At 67.4% G+C, this 18,579-nt stretch carries 20 protein-coding genes and 1 tRNA gene; 16 read left to right on the plus strand and 5 right to left on the minus strand.

Translation table 11 applies throughout. From position 1 onward, the window contains the following. Positions 1-61 precede the first annotated feature (61 nt). Genes ACOTSS_RS00325 through nudC form a run of 3 tightly spaced genes read left to right on the plus strand, consistent with a single transcriptional unit; the run spans position 62 to position 3,215 of the window. On the plus strand, positions 62-1,063 hold the full coding sequence (locus tag ACOTSS_RS00325; RefSeq protein ID WP_448689582.1) for an A/G-specific adenine glycosylase: 1,002 nt from the start codon (positions 62-64) through the stop codon (positions 1,061-1,063). Further along, positions 1,060-2,346 carry a serine hydrolase domain-containing protein gene (locus tag ACOTSS_RS00330; RefSeq protein WP_448689583.1) on the plus strand — a complete coding sequence of 429 codons (1,287 nt, stop codon included), beginning with the start codon at positions 1,060-1,062 and terminating at the stop codon, positions 2,344-2,346. Before ACOTSS_RS00325 ends, ACOTSS_RS00330 begins: the two co-directional genes overlap by 4 nt. Next, on the plus strand, positions 2,346-3,215 hold the full coding sequence (gene nudC, locus ACOTSS_RS00335; protein ID WP_448689584.1) for an NAD(+) diphosphatase: 870 nt from the start codon (positions 2,346-2,348) through the stop codon (positions 3,213-3,215). The genes ACOTSS_RS00330 and nudC overlap by 1 nt, the downstream gene beginning before the upstream one ends. A 178-nt stretch (positions 3,216-3,393) precedes the next feature. Here the strand turns inward: nudC and ACOTSS_RS00340 are convergent, their stop codons facing one another. The 3 genes from ACOTSS_RS00340 to ACOTSS_RS00350 all read right to left on the minus strand — a co-directional run bounded on the left by ACOTSS_RS00340 (position 3,394) and on the right by ACOTSS_RS00350 (position 6,087). Further along, positions 3,394-3,801: a DUF2497 domain-containing protein gene (locus ACOTSS_RS00340; protein ID WP_448689585.1), complete on the minus strand. Its 408-nt coding sequence runs from the start codon at positions 3,799-3,801 to the stop codon at positions 3,394-3,396. A 75-nt stretch (positions 3,802-3,876) separates the two neighbouring features. Next, positions 3,877-5,388 (minus strand): TolC family outer membrane protein, encoded by a 1,512-nt coding sequence (locus ACOTSS_RS00345; protein WP_448689586.1) that lies wholly within the window; start codon positions 5,386-5,388, stop codon positions 3,877-3,879. 36 nt (positions 5,389-5,424) lie between these two features. Beyond that, positions 5,425-6,087: a protein-L-isoaspartate O-methyltransferase family protein gene (locus ACOTSS_RS00350; RefSeq protein ID WP_448689587.1), complete on the minus strand. Its 663-nt coding sequence runs from the start codon at positions 6,085-6,087 to the stop codon at positions 5,425-5,427. A 235-nt stretch (positions 6,088-6,322) separates the two neighbouring features. Between ACOTSS_RS00350 and ACOTSS_RS00355 the strand changes: the two genes are divergently transcribed. The 5 genes from ACOTSS_RS00355 (at position 6,323) to ACOTSS_RS00375 (ending at position 8,454) form a co-directional block, all read left to right on the plus strand. Continuing rightward, positions 6,323-6,396 (plus strand) — tRNA-Cys (locus ACOTSS_RS00355). A gap of 259 nt (positions 6,397-6,655) precedes the next feature. Further along, the gene (locus tag ACOTSS_RS00360; RefSeq protein WP_448689588.1) at positions 6,656-7,114 is read left to right on the plus strand and encodes a hypothetical protein; all 459 of its coding nucleotides are present in this window, start codon (positions 6,656-6,658) and stop codon (positions 7,112-7,114) included. Between the two features lie 7 nt (positions 7,115-7,121). Further along, complete coding sequence (locus tag ACOTSS_RS00365) at positions 7,122-7,598, plus strand: hypothetical protein (protein WP_448689589.1); 477 nt, start codon at positions 7,122-7,124, stop codon at positions 7,596-7,598. Between the two features lie 10 nt (positions 7,599-7,608). Beyond that, positions 7,609-7,944: a hypothetical protein gene (locus tag ACOTSS_RS00370; RefSeq protein WP_448689590.1), complete on the plus strand. Its 336-nt coding sequence runs from the start codon at positions 7,609-7,611 to the stop codon at positions 7,942-7,944. Positions 7,945-7,959: 15 nt separating this feature from the next. Next, positions 7,960-8,454, plus strand: coding sequence for a hypothetical protein (locus ACOTSS_RS00375; protein WP_448689591.1), 495 nt, complete (start codon positions 7,960-7,962; stop codon positions 8,452-8,454). A 23-nt stretch (positions 8,455-8,477) separates the two neighbouring features. Here the strand turns inward: ACOTSS_RS00375 and ACOTSS_RS00380 are convergent, their stop codons facing one another. Further along, a complete protein-coding gene (locus ACOTSS_RS00380; protein ID WP_448689592.1) occupies positions 8,478-9,428 on the minus strand; it encodes a hypothetical protein in 951 nt (316 codons plus the stop codon). An 86-nt stretch (positions 9,429-9,514) separates the two neighbouring features. Here ACOTSS_RS00380 and ACOTSS_RS00385 point away from each other — a divergent pair, with 86 nt between their 5' ends. The 7 genes from ACOTSS_RS00385 (at position 9,515) to ACOTSS_RS00415 (ending at position 15,212) form a co-directional block, all read left to right on the plus strand. Next, the gene (locus ACOTSS_RS00385; RefSeq protein WP_448689593.1) at positions 9,515-9,910 is read left to right on the plus strand and encodes a hypothetical protein; all 396 of its coding nucleotides are present in this window, start codon (positions 9,515-9,517) and stop codon (positions 9,908-9,910) included. 70 nt (positions 9,911-9,980) lie between these two features. After that, positions 9,981-10,592, plus strand: coding sequence for a helix-turn-helix transcriptional regulator (locus ACOTSS_RS00390; RefSeq protein WP_448689594.1), 612 nt, complete (start codon positions 9,981-9,983; stop codon positions 10,590-10,592). 253 nt (positions 10,593-10,845) lie between these two features. Next, entirely contained in the window at positions 10,846-11,094 is a 249-nt protein-coding gene (locus tag ACOTSS_RS00395) for a hypothetical protein (protein WP_448689595.1), read from the plus strand. Positions 11,095-11,099: 5 nt separating this feature from the next. Next, on the plus strand, positions 11,100-11,534 hold the full coding sequence (locus ACOTSS_RS00400) for a periplasmic heavy metal sensor (protein WP_448691382.1): 435 nt from the start codon (positions 11,100-11,102) through the stop codon (positions 11,532-11,534). After that, on the plus strand, positions 11,531-12,121 hold the full coding sequence (locus tag ACOTSS_RS00405) for an RNA polymerase sigma factor (protein WP_448689596.1): 591 nt from the start codon (positions 11,531-11,533) through the stop codon (positions 12,119-12,121). Before ACOTSS_RS00400 ends, ACOTSS_RS00405 begins: the two co-directional genes overlap by 4 nt. Before the next feature lie 89 nt (positions 12,122-12,210). After that, positions 12,211-14,004 carry a copper resistance system multicopper oxidase gene (locus ACOTSS_RS00410; protein ID WP_448689597.1) on the plus strand — a complete coding sequence of 598 codons (1,794 nt, stop codon included), beginning with the start codon at positions 12,211-12,213 and terminating at the stop codon, positions 14,002-14,004. After that, complete coding sequence (locus tag ACOTSS_RS00415) at positions 14,001-15,212, plus strand: copper resistance protein B (protein WP_448689598.1); 1,212 nt, start codon at positions 14,001-14,003, stop codon at positions 15,210-15,212. The genes ACOTSS_RS00410 and ACOTSS_RS00415 overlap by 4 nt, the downstream gene beginning before the upstream one ends. Positions 15,213-15,360: 148 nt before the next feature. Here the strand turns inward: ACOTSS_RS00415 and ACOTSS_RS00420 are convergent, their stop codons facing one another. Continuing rightward, positions 15,361-17,394, minus strand: coding sequence for a phytase (locus ACOTSS_RS00420; RefSeq protein WP_448689599.1), 2,034 nt, complete (start codon positions 17,392-17,394; stop codon positions 15,361-15,363). Between the two features lie 100 nt (positions 17,395-17,494). Here ACOTSS_RS00420 and ACOTSS_RS00425 point away from each other — a divergent pair, with 100 nt between their 5' ends. Beyond that, entirely contained in the window at positions 17,495-18,286 is a 792-nt protein-coding gene (locus ACOTSS_RS00425; protein ID WP_448689600.1) for an inositol monophosphatase family protein, read from the plus strand. Positions 18,287-18,579 lie beyond the last annotated feature (293 nt).

The following is an 18,579-nucleotide window of genomic DNA, read 5'->3' on the forward strand; positions in this document are numbered from 1 at the left end:
ATCGGCCTTGCGCAAGGCCGATGGACCCCACCCCAACCCCTCCCCTGAAGGGGAGGGGCTTATGAGCTTCGCCGCGCGCCTGCTCGGCTGGTACGACCGGTCGGCGCGGGTGCTGCCGTGGCGGGTGCCCCCCGGCAGCGCCGCGACGCCCGACCCCTATCGCGTCTGGATGGCCGAGATCATGCTCCAGCAGACGACGGTCGCGGCGGTGGCGGGCTATTTCGAACGCTTCACCGCGCGCTGGCCGACCGTCGCCGACCTCGCGGCCGCGGACGATGCCGACGTCATGGCGGCGTGGGCGGGGCTCGGCTATTATGCCCGCGCCCGCAATCTGCTTGCCTGCGCGCGCGCGGTGGTCGCGGAGCATGGCGGGCATTTCCCCGATAGCGAGACCGGCCTTCGCGCGCTGCCGGGGGTGGGCGACTATACGGCGGCGGCGGTCGCGGCGATCGCCTTCGGCCGGCCGGCGGTGGTCGTCGATGCCAATATCGAGCGGGTCATCGCGCGCCACCGGCTGATCGAAACCCCGCTCCCTGCCGCGAAGCGCGAGATCAAGGCGGCGCTCGCACCGCTGGTGCCGGCGGATCGCCCCGGCGATTTCGCGCAAGGCCTGATGGATCTCGGCGCGACAATCTGCACCCCGCGATCACCCGCCTGCGCGATCTGCCCGCTGATGGCCGACTGTCGCGCGCGCGGACGCGCCGACATCGAGCGGCTGCCGGTGAAGCCGCCGAAGAAGGCCAAGCCGCAGCGTTACGGCATCGCGCACTGGATCGAGCGCGAGGGGCGGGTGTGGCTCGTCCGGCGCCCCGGCAAGGGAATGCTCGGCGGGATGCGCGCGCTGCCCGGGGGCGAGTGGACCGGGATGCCGCCGGCCGAGTCGGGGATCGCGCGGGTCGACCATGGCTTCACCCATTTCGACCTTCGGCTGACGCTGGTCCGCGGCGAAATGCCGGATGCCGCAGCGGAAGGCGAATGGTGGCCGCTGTCGGCGCTTGACGCGGCGGGGTTGCCGACGCTCTATCGCAAGCTGATCGACAGGCTGCGGGAGACCGACGGATGAACATGATGGTGACGCGCCGGGCGCTGCTCGGCGGGATGGCGCTGGGCGGCGCCGCGGCCTTCCTGCCGGGAACGGCGCTGGCTTTCCGCGCCGACGGCGCGACGCTCTATCCCGCGACCAACGCGTTCATCAAGGGCTTCGTCGACCGCCGCGAGCTTGCGAGCACGCTCGTCTGCATCGGCAAGGGGCAGGAGGACGCGCTGAGCTTCGGCTATGGGACGCAGGCGATGGACTCGCGCGTGCCCGTCGGTCCCGACACGCTGTGGCGGCTCTATTCGATGACCAAGCCGATCACCGCGATGGCGGCGATGCTGCTGATCGAGGACGGCAAGATGGGGCTCGACCAGCCGATCGCCGACTTCCTGCCCGCCTTCAAGGCGATGAAGGTGCAGAATGTCCCCGACGGGTCGATCACCGAGGTGCATCCGGCGAAGGCGCAGATCACCGTGCGCCACCTGCTCACCCACACTGCGGGGCTCGGCTACAACATCATCCAGAAAGGGCCGATCAAGGCGGCCTATGACGCCGCGGGCATTGTCGGCGGGCAGGTGAGCCGCCTGCCGATCCCCGGCCTCGCCCCGGTCACCGCGGCGCCGAGCCTCGCCGCCTTCGCCGACCGGCTCGCCGAGCTGCCGCTCGTCTACGAGCCCGGCACGCGGTGGAGCTATTCGGTCAGCCTCGACCTTACCGGCCGGCTGATCGAGGTGGTGTCGGGCCAGCCGTTCGACGTCTTCCTGAAAGCACGCATCTTCGATCCGCTCGGCATGAAAAGCACATGGTTCCAGGTTCCCGCGAGCGAGGCGCACCGGCTGACGACCAACTATGCGCCCATGGGCGGCGTGCTGATCCCGATCGACCCCGCCACCAGCTCGATCTATCTCGACAAGCCGCCCTATCCGTTCGGCGGCGGCGGGCTCGTGTCGAGCGCGCGCGACTACGACCGCTTCCTCGCGATGCTGCTCGGCGAAGGCGAGACGGGTGGGGTGCGGGTCATGAAGGCCGATACGGCGCGGCTCGCGATGTCGAACCTGATCGACGACGCCGTCGACCGCAAGGGGACCTTCATCGACGGCGAGGGCTTCGGCGCCGGCGGGCGCGTGTCGTTGCCGACCTCGCCGACCGGCGAGGGGCTCTACGGCTGGGCGGGGGCGGCGGGCACCGTCGGCTTCGTCGACCGCGCGCGCGGCTATCGCGTCGGCGGCTATACCCAATATATGCCATCCGACGCGGTCCCCTTCCAGGCGGATTTCGGCAAGGCATTCTATAAGGATGTGATGCGCTGATGGCCTTGCCGCTCGGGTTCACGGGGGCGCGGCTCGACCGCGCGGACCAGCTGCGTACCGACGAGGGCCGGCTCGCGGAGGCGGTCGCCGACCCGCGCGCGCTCTGTCTGGCGATGGACGGGATCGACTTCGTGCCGGGCGAGGGCGGCGGGCTTCGCTGGGAGCCGCTCGACCCTGCCGATGATCGCGCGCTGCTGCTGCTCGGGCTCGACGCGGTGGGGATTCCGCATTTCGTGCGCGAGGCGGCGGCGGGTGCGCGCGTCGATGCGCGGTCGCGCACCGTGATGCGGCTGCTGCCGCTTCTCGCGCCCGAGGAGGCGGCGCTCTACGGCGGCGCGCGCAGCCTGGTCGACTGGCACGCGCGGCATCGCTTCTGCGCGGTGTGCGGCGCACCGACGGCGCTGTTCCGCGCGGGCTGGGGGCGCCGCTGCGGGGCGTGCAACGCCGAGCATTTTCCGCGCGTCGACCCGGTGGTGATCATGCTCGCCGAATATGAAGGACGCGTGCTCGTGGGGCGCCAGGGGGGCTTTCCCTCCGGCTTCTTCTCGGCGCTCGCGGGCTTCGTCGAGCCCGGCGAATCGCTCGAGGAAGCGGTCGCGCGCGAATTGTTCGAGGAGGCGGGGATTCGCGTCGCCGACGTCGCCTATGTGGCGAGCCAGCCCTGGCCCTTCCCCTCCTCGCTGATGATCGGATGCCGCGCGCGGGCGCTCGATCCCGCGCTGACGCTCGATACGACCGAGATCGAGGCGGCGATGTGGGTCGACCGCGCCGAGGTCCGCGCGGCGCTCGCGGGCGACATGGGCGCGCCCTTCCTGGCGCCGCCGTCGCTGGCGATCGCGCGGCATTTGCTGGAGGATTGGGCGGGGTAGGATCGACGCCGGAAATCCGCTTTCCCGAGCGAAGTCGAGGCCAGCGGCGCCGGAGGTTCTCGCTTTGCTCGAACGGGCCCCTCGTCTTCGGCCAAAGGCCGAAGTTTATCCTGAGCGCCCGCCAGGGCAGACGAAGGGCTCGGGGATGCGGATTCAGGAGGCGCGGCTTAATGCCGCTTCAAAGCCGCCGCCCGGTGATCCGGCTGATTTCCTTCGCCACCATCGCCTCGACCATGCCCGGCAAATTCGTGTCGAGCCATTGCTTGAGCATCGGGCGGAGCGCCTCCATCACCACCTCTTCCATCGTGCGGCCGCCCGCGGGGATCGCGGCTGGCGTCGGAGAGGTGACCGCGGCGCTCAGCGCGTCGAGCGACTGGCGCGCGGCGTCGGCGCTTTCGGAAGAGACGAGTTCGTCGGCAGCGGAGGTTTCGGCGGCCGCTTCATCGGCCTCTTCCTCGGCGAGGTCGAGGACATCGTCGTCGGCGCGCGACGCGCGCGCGGTGCCGGGCGCTTCGTCGCGCGCGATCACGCGCCGGATCGACGACAAAATATCCTCCATCGACGGCTCTCGCGACAGGTCGCCCATATGTGCCCCTTCCGGCGCGCCCGTTGGCGGGCGATTAACCATCTCTTACCGGGAGCGAGCGGCGCTTGCCAAGCCCTATTGTCCGCTGGCGGGATCAACCGGGCCGATCAAGGGATTGGCGCCCGCGGGGACGCTGGCGTCGGCTGCGGCGACGCCGCGCGTGTCGGTCGCCTGCTGCTGCGGCGCCGGATCGTCGGCCCAGTCCCAGATCTGGCCCTTCACTCGCTCGTAATTGGCGGCGGGGTCGTAGAGCGGGCCGCCCTCGATGCCGAGGTCGCGCGCCTCGGCCTTGCCCATCGCGGCGAGGACCGAGAAGGCGGCGACATAGCTGTTGCGCTTTGCCGAGACGAGCTGGACCTGGGTGTTCAGATATTCCTGCTCGGCGTTCAATATGTCGAGGATCGAGCGGGTGCCGACGCTGTTCTCGGCGCGCACGCCCTCGAGCGACAGCGCATTGGCGCTGACCGCCTGCTGGGTCGCCGAGATGATCCGCTCGTTCGCCTGCCACGCGGCATAGGCGCCGCGCGTCTGGGCGATGACGTCGCGTTCGGTCGCGACATAGGTTTCGATCGCCTGGCTCGATCGCGACTGCGCCTGGCGCACCTGCGCCGAAGGGCGCCCGCCCTGGAAGACAGGGATGGTCAGCGACACGCCCGCAGCGGCGCTCGAGGTCTCCTGCGACACGCCGACGCCGACGACGCCGCTCGACAGCGATCCGAGGTAATTATTGTAGCCGCCGCCGAGCGTCGCCGACAATTTGGGCGCGCGGCTCGCCTTCGCGGTGCCGATGTCGGCGCGCGACGCGCTGACGAGCTGGTTTGCAGCCTCGATGTCGGGATTGCTGGTCAGTGCGACCGCGACCGCATCTTCGGCGGTTGCCGGCAGATTCGGCAGCGGCGGCGGCGGCTGGAGGTCGACCGGCGCTTCGCCGACCAGCCGGATATAGGCCTCGCGGCTGGCGATCAGGCTCGCTTCGGCGGTGCGCAGATCGCCCTCGGCGAGCGCGAGCCGCGCCTCCGACTGCGCGACGTCGGTGCGCGTCAGATCGCCGATTTCGAACCGGTCGCTCGTCGCCTGCAGATTGGTCTTGAGCACCGAGACATTGTTCTGGTTTAGCTGGACGATCGCCATGTCGCGCAGCACGTCCATATAGGCGCCGACGACCTGCGCGAAGACGCTCGCCTCGGTCGCGCGGAGGTCGGCCTGGCCGGCTTCGACGCGAAATTTGGCAGCACGCACCGCGTTGCGCACCGCGCCGCCCTGATAGATGGGGACCGACAGCTGCGCGCCGGCGCTGATCGAGCGCGTGGGCGAGGAGAAGCTGTTGCCGGGAATGATGATATTCTCGGTATAGTCGGTGCTCGTGCCGATGCTCGGCAGGCCATAGCTCTTCTCGATCGGGACATTTTCGTCGTTCGCGCGCTGGCCGGCGCGCGCCGCGGTCAGCGTCGGGTTGTTCTCATAGGCCTTGGCGAGCGCCCCCTGCAGCGTTTCGGCCTGCGCCTGCGACGCGATCATCAGGGCGCCGACCGCCAGGCCGGCAAGCCAGTGGCCGCGGCGGGGCAGTCTGTGGTCGGGATCGTGCATGATCGTTTCAGCCTGACGAGAAAGAAGGGAAGGGTCTTAGAAGCGGAAACCGGCGGGAGCGGCGAATCCGGGCAGGGGCGCGACGTCCATGTCGGCAAAGGGGCGCAGCGCGACGATGCCGCCGGCCTTGACGCCCTGGACGAGGCGCGTGACCGCACCCTCGCGCCGCGCCGCGACCAGCCGGCCGCCCTCGGCGAGCTGGCCCGCGATCGCGTCGGGCAGGATCTCGATCGCGCCTTCGATGATGATTCGGTCGAACGGCGCGGCGCCCGGCGCCCCGGCCGTGAGCGGGCCTTCGATCCAGTCGATCGCGTCCTTCGGCGCCGCCTGCCGTGCGGCGGCGATCAGCGCGGCATCCTCCTCGACTGCGGTCACCTTCGCGCCGAGCCGGGCGAGGAGCACCGCGCTATAGCCCGTCGCGGCGCCGACGAGCAGTACGCGGGTGCCGGGACGGATCGCCGCCTCGACGAGCATCCGTCCGGTGACGAGCGGCGCGTTGAGCCAGCGTCCGCCGCCAAGGTCGATCGCGCGGTCCATATAGGCGACGCTTGCCAGCGCCGCGGGCACATGCGCCTCGCGCGGCACCGCCGCCATCGCGGCGACCACCGCGGGGTCGATGACGTCGTTGGTCCGAAGCTGGCTGTCGATCATCGCCGACCGCATGTCGGCGGCGCTGATATCGCTCAATTTGGTTGCCATGGGTGCAATCCGATTCCTGGAGTTTCAACCTTGCGGCGCAGCTCTAGCCGAAGCGATGCTGTATTGCAACAATAATACAGCCCCGCTGCCGCACCGCCGCCGCGCATAGCGGGGCGAAAGAACGCCGCCAACCCCGCATCATCGCGCCGGGATCGGGAAAATTTGCGAAACGAACGGATTGCCAGTGCGAAACGAAATCGCTAGGGGCGCTGGACCCACGCAATTCTGCGATCAAGGCCCGATGGCGGAGTGGTGACGCAGCGGACTGCAAATCCGTATACGCCGGTTCGATTCCGGCTCGGGCCTCCAACCATATTCCTCGAACCCGAGAATAGACAGTTTCGCCTGCGAAATGGCGAAATTCTGCGCCTCTACCGACGTGCGCCGGTCTCTGGCGCCGCAGTTCCACTCCCTGATCCGCGGATCGGCGTGAGGGGCCATTTCGCTTCCGTCCAAAGAACCGTTGCGCGACAGCCCAAGACGGTCCTCCGAACGCCGTTACAAGAGGATGGCACGGCAGCTTTGCCATGCAGGGGAGGAAGTCCGTCCGATGCCGCGATACTGGTTCATGACATTCACCGTCGCCGCCGCCGCGGCGCTCGCCGCCTGTTCGGGGGCCAAGAGCGAGGATGATCAGAGCATCGTGAAACAGGGTGCTGGCGATGAGTCATTGCCGACCGCTCTGTCCGGCGAGGCCGGCTTTGCCATGGCCGCCGACTGTTCGGCCAAGCTCAAATCCCTCTCCAGCCTCTATGGCGCCCTCGCGAAGCGGAGCAGCGGGGCCGAGGCCGAGGATTTCGCGAAACGCGCCGCACAGCGCGAAAGCGCCGCGACCGCGTTCGCACAGATCGCCGAGCGCGCCGGCGGCACGATCGGCAAAACCTCCGACCAGGCCGCGCAGGCGATCCGCGATGCCGACGCCGCCGTGCAGGCCGAGTTCGAAAAGCGCCCGTTCGAGGACTTCGCCGCCTGGGTCGGCAACGAGGTCGACACCAAGTGCCGCAAGGCGCTGACGGGCCGGAGCTGAGCCTGGCATGGGCGTGCTCGTGACGGCGCTGAAAACGATCGTCGTGCTGACGTGCGCCCTCGTGCTGGCGGCGATCATCGGCACGATCGGCAGTGCTTTTCTCGAAATCCTCCTGCCCCGTTTTTTCAGCGCGCCGCTGCCCTATGCGATCTGGTTGGTGGTCGGCATCTATTGCGGGCTGTTCGGCTTCGGCGGTGCCGGGGCCTGGGCATCGGGCCGTGCCAGTCCCTTGGCATGGTCCGGTGCCCAGGGTACTCAAGCCGAGGCGGACTGGATTACGCTGCCCGGCGCCAGGAGGACCGGAACGACGGTCGCGATCGTGGGGGTGATCGAGACCGTCCCGCTCGGCGCGCTGTTCCATCTTACCAGCCACGACGGCCATTCGCTGACCTTTTTCGCATCGGTCCTGATCGGATTGTTCCTCGGACGATGGTCGCTGATGCCCGGCGACAGCGCGACCCTATCCGGTAGACCGATACGATGAGGAGTGCCCCATGACCGCGACCATCCGCCCCGGAGAGGGCATCATCGACACCTGGACGCTCTTCTATCTCCCGCCGGGCGGCGGCAAGTATAACGGCAAGCTGACCGTCACCAACCAGCGGCTGCTCTATGATGCCAAGCTCGACGCCAGCCTTGTCGGCACGCTCGGCCATTACGCCGCCGATGGCGAGCTGGCGATCGAGAAGACCGACATTCGGGCGATCGACGTCCAGCGTAAATTGTTCAGCAAGCGGGCGACGGTGACGCTTGCCGACGGCAGCCAGCATGTCTTCGATTATGGCGCGATGAACATCGACAAATGCGTCGCGGCCATGGAAGCCCGATGATCGCCGGGACGAGCCATGATGCCGCGTAGCGCCTTCGGGGCCGCGCTCGGCGCCGCAGCCTTGGCGCTGTCCCCCGGCGCGGCGGCGCAGCAGGCGGAAACCTATGGCGACTGGACCGTCCGGGCCCCGGCGGGCGGCGCGATCACCGCCAGCACCGCCACGTCGGCCGGTTCGCTGTTCGGCGTGGTGTGCGACCGTTCGAAATGCGACGCCTTCTTCAATCCGAAAATCGCGTGCGACGACGGGCGCGACTATCCGGCGCTGATCGGTTCGCGGACGGCAACCTTCGCCGCCAGGCTGCGATGCACGACGATCGGCGATTTCCGCGCCTTCATCCTCCCCTTGGGCGGCGAATTGGCCGATGCGATGGCGGCGGGCGGCGAGCTTGGCATCGCCTTCCCGCTGGGTGCGGGACAGTTCGGCGAAGCCCGTTTCTCGCTGACCGGGGCGGCGCAGGCATCGGCGCGGGCCCGCAAGCGCGCCGGTCAAGCGGGCGACCCAGCCGCATAGCCATCGGCGCCCCGGTTCCGTCTCTATTGCGGCGCGCGCATCATCCGGATCATATGGCCGAGGCCGACGATCATCCCGAAAATACCCTGAATGAGATAATAGGCCAGCCACGCGAGCCAGACGGCGAACAACTGCAGTCCGTACCAGCCGACTTGATAATAGCCATCGAAGATGGCGGACGGCGCGAGCATCCCGATGCTGACGGCCAGCAAGCTCAGGTTGAGAAGGCAGCCGACCCGCCCTCGCCGCGCGTCGCGCGCCGCCAGTGCCGCTATCGCCGCCGGCGTGAAATGATCGAGCACGCGCTGCATCGCGGCGCGATTGGCGGGCGGGACGGGGACGAGCAGTCCGATCTCCTCGACCGCATAGGCGCCAAGCGAGCGCGACGAGCCCTCGAAGGTGGAAACGAACGCCAGATAGTCGGCACCGGGACGCGGCGCACCGCGCCCCAATGCCCCCGACGCCACCCCGGTCAGGCTGGATGACAAGCCGCCGCGCAGGGCGAAATATCGCGCGCCGACCCGAACCCCTTCCTCCCCGACGCGAATATCGACCCCGGCCGCCGGCGCATCGAGGTCGGCCAGCGACAGCGCCATCTTGGAAAGACCGTCGCCGTCGCCCTTGTCGCGCGCATCCTGCAAATCGCGTTGAAACCGCGCCCAGGTCGACGCATTCACCGTCCAGCCGGCGACGAGGCTCGCGCTTTCAGGCTTCGCGAGGCGGCGCATATATCGCCACGCGCGCCACGCCCTGGCAATATGGGGCGGCACGATGAAGAGGCTGAGGAGGAATATCGCGCCCGAGAAGGCGCCGGGCAGCGCAATCAGTGTCTCGGTCGTCGATGCAGGCGTCTTCGATGCCGCATGATAGGATGCGGTCACCCGATCCCCCAGCACGGCAAATGCCGCCGTCAGCATCAGACCGATCAGCGGCACGCTGACCCAGATCAGCCCCGTTCGAGTCGGATGACGCATGCTCCACATCGCGCTGCCTCCGTTATGCGAGCCATATCCTGATGGCTTTGCGCCCCGCTTGTCTTGGGCCGCAGCGAAAGCGGGAGTTGCCGGAAGACGAAATGAGGCCGATTCTTCCACTGGAGCCGTGGGGCGCCGATTTCGGCGGCCATGCGGCAGAAATCACTCGTTCATCGGCGAAAAATCGGCGCTCGATCAGCTTCTCATCCTCCCGCCCCGGCGGCGGCTCGGCCATCCCGATGACGGCCGGCGTGCCGCCGGCCCGCAACGGGAGACATGACGAGATGCGTACCGCCGCCCTGACCACCGCCGCCCCGCTCGCGCTTGCCGCGGCATCGCGGCCAACAGGCCTTTTCCGGCGCGGTGGTGGCGCGGATCACCGATCATGTCTGGGTCTCGGGCGGTTTCGCCGGATTCACCGCGCGCGGGTCCACGGCGCGATGAGCATCGACAGGGTCGCCGAAGCTATGGAAGTTCGCTGATGCGCCCGCGCCCTTCGCACGTGCCACGGCGTCATGTCGGAGGATATGACGTCCGGCCGGCTTCACTCCGATGATCCCATCCGACGCGCCGATGCAGCGGATATCGCCGGACAATCAGGCGATGCAACTGCTGCAATCCTATCTTGTCGCCTATCGCGCCCTCCACGAGGCCGGCCCCACTGCCGAGTTTGCGCGCCGCGTCGCCAGCCATGTGGCCGATCTGGTGGCGCTGGCGGTCGGAACCGACCACGACGCAGCTGGGATCGCCTCGCGATGCGGGCCGCGCACCGCGCGGCTGGACGCGATCAAGCATTGGACGCTCGCTCATCTGACCTCGCCCGATCTGAACGTCACGGCCGCCGCCGCCGCGGTCGGACTGAGCCCGCGCTCGGTTCAGTTGCTGTTCCAGGCAGAGAGCCTGACTTTCACCGCCTTCGTCCTGCGCGAGCGGCTGGCGCTGGCGCGTCGCCGCCTGTCGATGCCGCATCTTCGGGAGCGGACGATCACCGAGATCGCTTATGACTGCGGCTTTGGCGACTTGAGTTATTTCACCAACAGTTTCCGCAAGCTTTATGGCAAAACCCCCTCGGATGTGAGGCATAGCGCGCTGGCCAGCGGCCATTGCGAGCCCGAAGCGCATCCCTGCGCGCTCCCCAGGTCACGACGCGATGCCTATGGATAGGTGCGTCTTCGCTCTGACAATCCGTCAGGCGTTCCGATAAGCGGGCTGCACCCGCGTTTCGCGCCAATAGCGGCCAAGCCCCAGCTTCTCGGTCAGCCATTGAGGGGAGATACACTTTGAACATAACACCTCCAGATATGGGTCCTTTCGACAATAGGCAGGCGGAATCTTCACCCCTTGGATATTCGTCGCGTGAGGGGCGATCATTTCAGGCGCGTATTATCGATCAGCAGGTAGATGACGGAACAAGGCCATGGACGAAGAGCTTCACATTTTGAGAAGGAACGAACCGCCGGCGGCACTCGAAGCCCTCGACGATCGTGTCATTCGCGCACTTGCCGTCCGCCGCCGCGAGGCGGTGGCCACGCGCCGCGCCATCGCGCTTGCCGCCTTCATTTCACTGGGCGGCGGGGTGATCGCCGGGAGCGCTTTCACGCCGCCGGCGATTGCGGCGAGCCCGTTGACGCCGCTTGTCCCGGCAAGCCCGCTGGATTCGCGTTGATGACGATGCCGCGCCGTTTTCTCATCATCGGCCTGATTGCCTTTCTGGCCGCGCTGGCGGGCGTTTTCGTCGGCCGCGCGCTCGTCGATGCGCCGCGCGCGAACGAGACCGAACTCCATGCCATGCTCCATCGCGAGCTGAAGCTGTCGGCCGATCAGCAGCAAAGGCTCCGCCCGATCGAAGCGCAGTTCAAGGCGCGGCACGAGGCGCTCGAACTCGAGATGCGCGCCGCGAATATCCGGCTCGCGCAAGCGATCGAGGCCGAGCATGGCTATGGCCCGCAGGTCACCAAGGCGATCGACGAGACGCACGCGGTGATGGGCGAGTTGCAAAAGGAAACGCTCGAGCATCTGTTCGCGATGCGCGGGGTGCTTGATCCCGATCAGGCGCGCATGTTCGACAAGCGCGTTGTCAAGGCATTGACGACCGAAGCGCGGTGAGCGCCCCGATTTCTCGATGCAGCGACCAGGAATTGGCGGCGCTTGCACGCGCGGGGCATGAAGCGGCCTTTCGTGAACTGCTGAGCCGTTACAAGCAGCCGGTTTATCGATTGATCGTCAAGCATGTCGGCGATGCCGATGAAGCGCTGGACTTGACCCAGGAAAGTTTCGTCGCGGGCTTTTCGGCGATTGGTCGCTATGACAGCGAGCGGCCGTTTCGGATCTGGATCAGCCAAATTGCAATCAACAAATGCCGCGACTGGGCGCGGCGACGAAAGGTTCGAGCCTTCTTCTCCCGCGCTCTTCCCATGGAGACCGTGCATTATATGGCGAGTGACGCGCCGTCCCCCGATGAGGAGACGAGTGCCAAATCGGAGCTGGCCCGGGTCCGCGCCGCAATTGCCGCCCTTCCCCAGAGCCTGCGCGAAGTGCTCGTCCTTCGGGCCATCGAAGACTATAGCCAAGCGGAAGCCGCGGCGGTCCTGAATCTCAGCGAAAAAGCTGTCGAAACGCGGCTTTACCGCGCGCGCGCCCGGCTCAGGGAGCTGCTGGCCGAAACCCCGGAAACCTCTCGGTATCCGGCCTGAGCGGTTCGAACGGCTCCGGGTTTTTCCATGAGGGCAATGCCTGCCACCTGCGTATCATGGCTGGAACAACTGGAGGCGATCAGAAGATCATGCGGATAGACAGGCGTCTTTTCATGGGCGGAGCATTGGGCGGCGGCGCGACGGCCGCGATGGCATCATGGTTCCCCGCCTGGGCGCGGTCCGTGTCCCCTGGCATCGCCGCAACGCTGCCGACCGTATCGGGGAGCGACATCAGGCTGCGTATCGCGCGCCAGACGATGCGCATCGACGGCAAAATAAGCCGCGCGATCGGGATCAACGGCACCGTGCCTGCGCCGCTCGTCCGGCTGAAGGAGGGGCAAACCGCACGCCTGACCGTCGTCAACGATCTCGATGAGGACAGCTCGATCCACTGGCACGGGCTCATCCTGCCCTTTCACATGGACGGCGTGCCGGGGGTCAGTTTTCCGGGCATCAAACCCAAGTCGACCTTCGTCTACGAGTTCCCGGTCGTCCAGTCGGGCACCTACTGGTACCACAGCCATTCGGGGTTGCAGGAGCAACTCGGCCATTACGGGCCGATCGTCATCGATCCCGCAGGGGTCGACCCCATCGGCTACGACCGCGAGCATGTCGTCGTCCTGTCGGACCACAGCCGGCTCGCGCCCGAGGAAATCTTCCGCAAGCTCAAGGTCGATCCCGGCCACTTCAACATGCAGCGCCAGACGCTCGGCGGGCTGCTCGCGGGCAAGGACCAGTCGCTGAAAGATCGCGTTGCGTGGGGCGCGATGCGGATGGATCCGACCGACGTCGCCGACGTCAGCGGCTCGACCTACGCTTTCCTGGTCAACGGCCATGGTCCGCGCGATAACTGGACCGGGCTCTTCAGGCCCGGTGAGCGCGTGCGGCTGCGCATCATCAACGCCTCGGCGATGTCGATCTTCAACGTCCGCATCCCGGGCCTCAGGATGACCGTGGTGCAGGCCGACGGGCTCAACATCGTGCCGGTCGAGATCGACGAATTCCAGATCGCGGTCGCCGAAACCTATGACGTCATCGTCACGCCGGTCGAGGACCGCGCCTATACGCTGGTCGCCGAAGCAAACGACCGGTCGGGGATGGGCCGCGCAACGCTCGCCCCGCGCGCCGGCATGGTGGCCGAAGTGCCCCCGCTTCGCGAACGTCCGCTTGCGACGATGAAGGACATGGGCATGGGTGCGATGGCGAGTGGCGGGGATGCGTCGTGCGCGCCGGAACACGCCGCGATGGGGCATTGCACGCCGGCGTCTGTCGATGCAGCGACCGGGGATCATGGCGCGCACGGCGCGGCAGGCGGAGCCGCAATGCAGCACAGCATGCGCGACTTCGGTGTCGCGCCGCAGGTCAAGCGCGATCCCGGTGTCCAGACGATTTCGCCGATGCCGGTCGACCGCATGGGCGAGCCGGGACAGGGGCTCGAGGATGTCGGACACAAGGTGCTGACCTATCACGATCTCGTCGCGCTCGAACGCAACCCGGACGTCCGAGCCGCCTCGCGCTCGCTCGACATCCATCTCACAGGCAATATGGAGCGCTTCATGTGGTCGTTCGACGGGGTGAAGATGTCCGACCATCACGAGCCGATCCCCTTCATCGAGGGCGAGCGCGTGCGAATCAACCTCATCAACGATTCGATGATGAGCCATCCCATTCACCTGCACGGCCATTTCTTCGAGCTGGTGACGGGGAAGGGCGGTCGCTCGCCGCGCAAGCATACGGTGCTCGTCCAGCCGGGCGGCATCGCGACCTTCGATTTCACCGCCGACGCGATCGGCGACTGGGCGTTCCACTGTCACCTTCTCTATCATATGCACGCGGGGATGATGCGCGTCGTCAGCGTCCGTCCGCAGGGAGACGGCGAATGACCCGGATCGCGCTCCTTCTCGCCGGCATCGCGTCGTTTGCCTTTGCGGTTCCCGCTGCGGCGCAGTCGATGGATCATTCGACGCACGGTTCGGCGCCCGCACCGACACCGGTTCCCGCGCCAACGCCGGCCCCGGTAGCGCAACCCGCGCCCGAAGCGCCCGCCGAAGGGTCGATGGGGCAGATGAACCATAGCAGCATGCCGGGGATGGGCATGGTGCCCGAGGCTTCGAGCTGCCCGCCCGAACATGCGGCGATGGGTCATTGTACGCCCGAGGCAGGGGCTTCGGACAAGGGCGCTTCGGACATGGGCACGATGGACCATGGTACGCCGTCGCCGTCCGATCCCGACTGTCCGCCCGAACATGCCAAAATGGGCCATTGCACCCCGAAGGGCGGGTCGGGGGAGCCCATGGCGGGAATGGAAGGCATGACCGCGACGAGCAGCGCCAGCGGCACCGACTTGCCGCCGGGCGATGCCGCCGCGCCCGCGCCCCCCGGCGATTGGTATGCCGACCGTATATACCCCAAAGCGGAAATGGATCACTCGCGTCACGAGATGATGAAAGAGAACGGCGCCCAGGCCATCGCTTTCATCAGCTTTAACCTCGCCGAATACCAAGCGCGCAAGGGCCGCGACGGTGTTCGCTGGGACGGCGAAGCCTGGTATGGCGGCGATATTAACCGGCTGACGCTCAAGAGCGAGGGCGAAGGCGTTTTCGGCGAAGGGATCGAGGGTGCCGAGGTCCAGGCTCTCTACAGCCGGGCGATCGGACCCTATTTCAACGCGCAGGCGGGTATCAGGCAGGACCTGGGGTCCGGCCCCGACCGCACCTATGCGACGATAGGCTTCGAGGGGCTCGCGCCCTATTGGTTCGAAGTGGAGGGCGCGCTTTTCCTCTCGAACAAGGGTGACCTGCTCGCCCGCCTCGAAAGCTATTACGACCAGCGCATCACCCAGAAGCTGATCCTCCAGCCGATGGCGGAGGTCAATTTTGCTCTGCAGGACGTGCCCGAGACCGGCGTGGGCTCGGGCCTCTCCGGCTTCGAGCTTGGACTTCGCCTCCGCTACGAAATCGTGAAGGAATTCGCGCCCTATGTCGGTGTCGAATGGGCGCGCAAGGTCGGCGACACGGCGCGCTTCGCGCGCGCCGCTGGCGAGGATCCAAACGGCGTCAGCTTTGTGATGGGTGTGAAGGCCTGGTTCTGATCGGCGGACGACAAACCGCCGTGCGGAGAATGATGATGACAGAAGGGTTGAGCCGCCGCAGCCTCTTCGACCTCATGGGGTCGGGCGGGCCGATGTGACCATGAAGTCCCAGGTGGCATAGGATGCGGAGGCCCGGCAAGCTTCTCGATCACCGTTGCGGTGGGGTTGCGCCGCCCGCGTTCGATTCCAGCCCCAGCGCGTCGGCGATGCGGTCCCACGGCACGAATTTGAAATTCTGATGCTCGGGGGGCGAGACGTTGCGGCCGTCCTGCGCCACCATCAGCCCGTGCGCGAAGCCGGGGCCGGCGGAGAGGCTCACGACGTCGAGGCCGTCGGTTTCGGAGATGCCGTCGATACCCGCCGCGGCGTCGGCGCCGACGCGGAACGAGCCGACATAGTCGTTGCCGCCCTCGCGGCGGAACACCGCGTAGCTGTCGTTGCCCTGGCTCGACACGATCAGATAGCCGCGCGTGGCGTCGAGCTTGTAGAGGCTCATCCCCTCCATATCGTCCTTCAGCGCCGGATTGTCGGTGATCTTCGCGAGCATCGTGCGCGCGAGGCCGCCGCGCGGTTCGGCGCCCTCACGCCAGATGCCGACATCCTCTTCGCCGGTGTAGAGCATGCCCGTTTCATCGTCGGCGACGCAGCCTTCGACCTGGCTTGCGAACGGCAGGTCGCGCACCAGCTTCGCGCGCACCTTGCCCGCGGGGGTCGCGACCAGTTCCCACTGGCGCATCTTGCCGTCGCCCTGGTTGACGAAGACATAGGTCTTCTTCGTCTTCGCGCTCTGATACATGCACAGGCCATAGGGGTCGTCGAAGCCGGTATCCTGAAGCCCGTCGGCGACGTCGGTCAGCTTGCGCGTCGCGGGATCGAGCGCGTAGATCGAGATGCCCTTGGTCGTGCGGTTGCTCGCGGTGACGAGCGTGACCTCGCGCCCGCCGAGCCTGAATCCGCCGCGCAGGTCGACATTATTCATCCGCCCGTCGGGCAGAAACTGCAGCACCTTGCCGTCCATGCCATAGACATAGAGGCCCGACTGCTTTTGCGTCCCGATCACCACGCTTTGCGCGGGGTCGGCGGGGTTGATCCAGATCGCCGGATCGTCGGCGGCGTCGCCGCCGGTCTCCACCGGCACCGTCTCGACGCTCGCATGGGCGAGCGGCATCGTCTTCGGCGGCGGCGGCGGCGCGATTTCGGGCAGCTTCGCCGCGGCGAGCAGCGCGGCCCAACTCGCGATTTTGAAATTGGGAAGCTCGGGCGCATTATCGTCGTCGGCGACGACGATCGCCCCGCCGGCGACGGTCACGCTGCCGCCATCCTCGACGACGTCGGCGCCCGCGGCGAGCGCGACCGAACCGAGATAGGCATAATCGTTCGCGGGATCATAGAGGTTGAGCCGGTTCGCCTTCGCGTCGGACACGACAAGCCGGCCGTCGGGCGCGACCGCGACCCCCTTCGCCTCGTCGGTGATATGGCCGAGACGGACGATATCGACGATCTCGGGCTTGATCTCGGCCTCAGGCTCGGCGGCGAAGCGCCACACGCCGACCGCTTCCTGCGAGATGTAAATCGACCCGCGATCGTCGGCGGCGCAATAGCCGGCCTCCGACCCCAGCGACCAGCGCCGTGCGATGCGGCCCGCCATGCCGCCCGACGCGTCGGCGAACAGCGACCATTGTTCGACCCCGCCTTCGTCGCCGAGCAGGAAGAGATAGAGGGTGCCGTCGCGGTGGCTGCGCGCGAAGCAGAGGCCGGCGACGGTCATCGCGGGCGCGACCCCGGCGAGCGCGACCGGTGCGGGAACGCCGCCCGCACCGATGCGGAACAGCTTGGGCGCATTGGCCGGGCCGTCGAGCGCGGCGAGCAGCGCGCCGCCGCCGGGCGCCGCGCCCTCGCGCAGGTCGAGCGCGCGGATATTGCCGACCTTATGGGTGGCGATGCGCTGGCCCGCGGCGTCGAACACATCGATCCCCGCCGATTCGGCGCCGGTGAGGATCAGCGTCCTGGCGGGATCGGCCGGGTCGGCGACGATCGCAGCGCCGTCGGCGCCCGACCCCAAAGTCGCCTGCGTCTCCGCCGAAGCCGCGACCGTCGGGGCCGCCGCCGCGTCCTGCGCCGCGCTTTGCGCTGCGGGACCCATGGCCAATAGCGCCGCGAGCGCCGTCAAACTGGTTTTCACATTACCCTCCCTCGATCTATCCAAAGCCGTTGCAGGCCGAATCTCGCATTTCAGAATAATTTTTCTATCTTTATCACAAAACAGAACGTATATTCATTCCATGACCATGTCACCCCTTATTTCCGCCATGATCGCCGCGGCCCGAAAGGCCGGCGAAGGATTGACCGCCGATCGGACGCGCATCGCGTCGCTGACGATCCACAGCAAGGCCGGCGCCGCCGACATGTTCACCGAGGCCGATCTGAAAGCCGAAGCGACGGTTCGTGACGCGTTGATGACTCATGCTCCCGATTATGGTTTTCTGGGCGAGGAGGGCGGGCTGATGCCCGGCCGCGACCCCGACCATGTGTGGATTGTCGACCCGCTCGACGGTACCACCAACTTCCTGACAGGAAGCCCACTCTTCGCCGTCAACATCGCGCTGGCGGCGAAGGGCGACGTGGTCGCCGGGGTGACCTTCGTTCCTGCGATGGACGAGCTGTTTTGGGCCGAGACGGGCCGCGGCGCGTGGCTCGGCGAGCGGCGGCTGCAGGTGTCGCCGCGCGCGACGCTGGGCGAATCGGTGCTGGGAGTCGGCATTCCGTTCGCGACCAAGCCGCGCCACGAGCAATTCTATGCCGAGATGGAGCGGCTCACCCCGCGCGTCACCGGAATCCGCCGATTGGGGGCCGGCGCGATCGACATGGCGTGGGTCGCCTGCGGCCGCCACGACGCTTATTGGGAGCAGAGCGTCAGCGCGTGGGACATCGCCGCCGGGGTTGCGATCGTCCGCGAGGCGGGCGGGGTCGTCACCGACACGCTGGGCAATGCGCTCGACCTGATGAACGGTACGGTGCTGGCGTCGACGCCGGCGATTCATGGGGATCTGCTGAAGGCGCTGGCGCCGGTTTAGACTCGCCCTTGGGGGTGGAAAGCTGCCATCCCCACCTTCGTCATTCCCGCGAAAGCGGGAACCCAGAGCGAGCGTCGGCTGCCCCCACACTGGGGCCCCGCTTTCGCGGGAATGACGACGCTAAGAGAAGTCGCCGTTGCCCTTCGCTCGACAGCGGACCTCACCCGCATCGTCATCCCGGACTTGATCCGGGATCCATTAGCTCGACGCTGCGTGAATGGATCCCGGATCAAGTCCGGGATGACGATCAAAAATAATGTCGGCTTCCGGCCATTAGCCGCCATTCCATCCAG

It is taken from the genome of Sphingopyxis sp. NJF-3 (genome assembly GCF_053514865.1).

Coding starts and splice junctions, on each gene's coding strand:
- ACOTSS_RS00375 (WP_448689591.1), top strand. CDS start 7,960: ATGATGCCGCGTAGCGCCTTCGGGGCCGCGCTCGGCGCCGCAGCCTTG.
- ACOTSS_RS00400 (WP_448691382.1), top strand. CDS start 11,100: ATGCCGCGCCGTTTTCTCATCATCGGCCTGATTGCCTTTCTGGCCGCG.
- nudC (WP_448689584.1), top strand. CDS start 2,346: ATGGCCTTGCCGCTCGGGTTCACGGGGGCGCGGCTCGACCGCGCGGAC.
- ACOTSS_RS00325 (WP_448689582.1), top strand. CDS start 62: ATGAGCTTCGCCGCGCGCCTGCTCGGCTGGTACGACCGGTCGGCGCGG.
- ACOTSS_RS00415 (WP_448689598.1), top strand. CDS start 14,001: ATGACCCGGATCGCGCTCCTTCTCGCCGGCATCGCGTCGTTTGCCTTT.
- ACOTSS_RS00365 (WP_448689589.1), top strand. CDS start 7,122: ATGGGCGTGCTCGTGACGGCGCTGAAAACGATCGTCGTGCTGACGTGC.
- ACOTSS_RS00390 (WP_448689594.1), top strand. CDS start 9,981: ATGATCCCATCCGACGCGCCGATGCAGCGGATATCGCCGGACAATCAG.
- ACOTSS_RS00350 (WP_448689587.1), bottom strand. CDS start 6,087: ATGGCAACCAAATTGAGCGATATCAGCGCCGCCGACATGCGGTCGGCG.
- ACOTSS_RS00410 (WP_448689597.1), top strand. CDS start 12,211: ATGCGGATAGACAGGCGTCTTTTCATGGGCGGAGCATTGGGCGGCGGC.
- ACOTSS_RS00370 (WP_448689590.1), top strand. CDS start 7,609: ATGACCGCGACCATCCGCCCCGGAGAGGGCATCATCGACACCTGGACG.
- ACOTSS_RS00345 (WP_448689586.1), bottom strand. CDS start 5,388: ATGCACGATCCCGACCACAGACTGCCCCGCCGCGGCCACTGGCTTGCC.
- ACOTSS_RS00425 (WP_448689600.1), top strand. CDS start 17,495: ATGACCATGTCACCCCTTATTTCCGCCATGATCGCCGCGGCCCGAAAG.
- ACOTSS_RS00380 (WP_448689592.1), bottom strand. CDS start 9,428: ATGCGTCATCCGACTCGAACGGGGCTGATCTGGGTCAGCGTGCCGCTG.
- ACOTSS_RS00340 (WP_448689585.1), bottom strand. CDS start 3,801: ATGGGCGACCTGTCGCGAGAGCCGTCGATGGAGGATATTTTGTCGTCG.
- ACOTSS_RS00330 (WP_448689583.1), top strand. CDS start 1,060: ATGAACATGATGGTGACGCGCCGGGCGCTGCTCGGCGGGATGGCGCTG.
- ACOTSS_RS00360 (WP_448689588.1), top strand. CDS start 6,656: ATGACATTCACCGTCGCCGCCGCCGCGGCGCTCGCCGCCTGTTCGGGG.
- ACOTSS_RS00395 (WP_448689595.1), top strand. CDS start 10,846: ATGGACGAAGAGCTTCACATTTTGAGAAGGAACGAACCGCCGGCGGCA.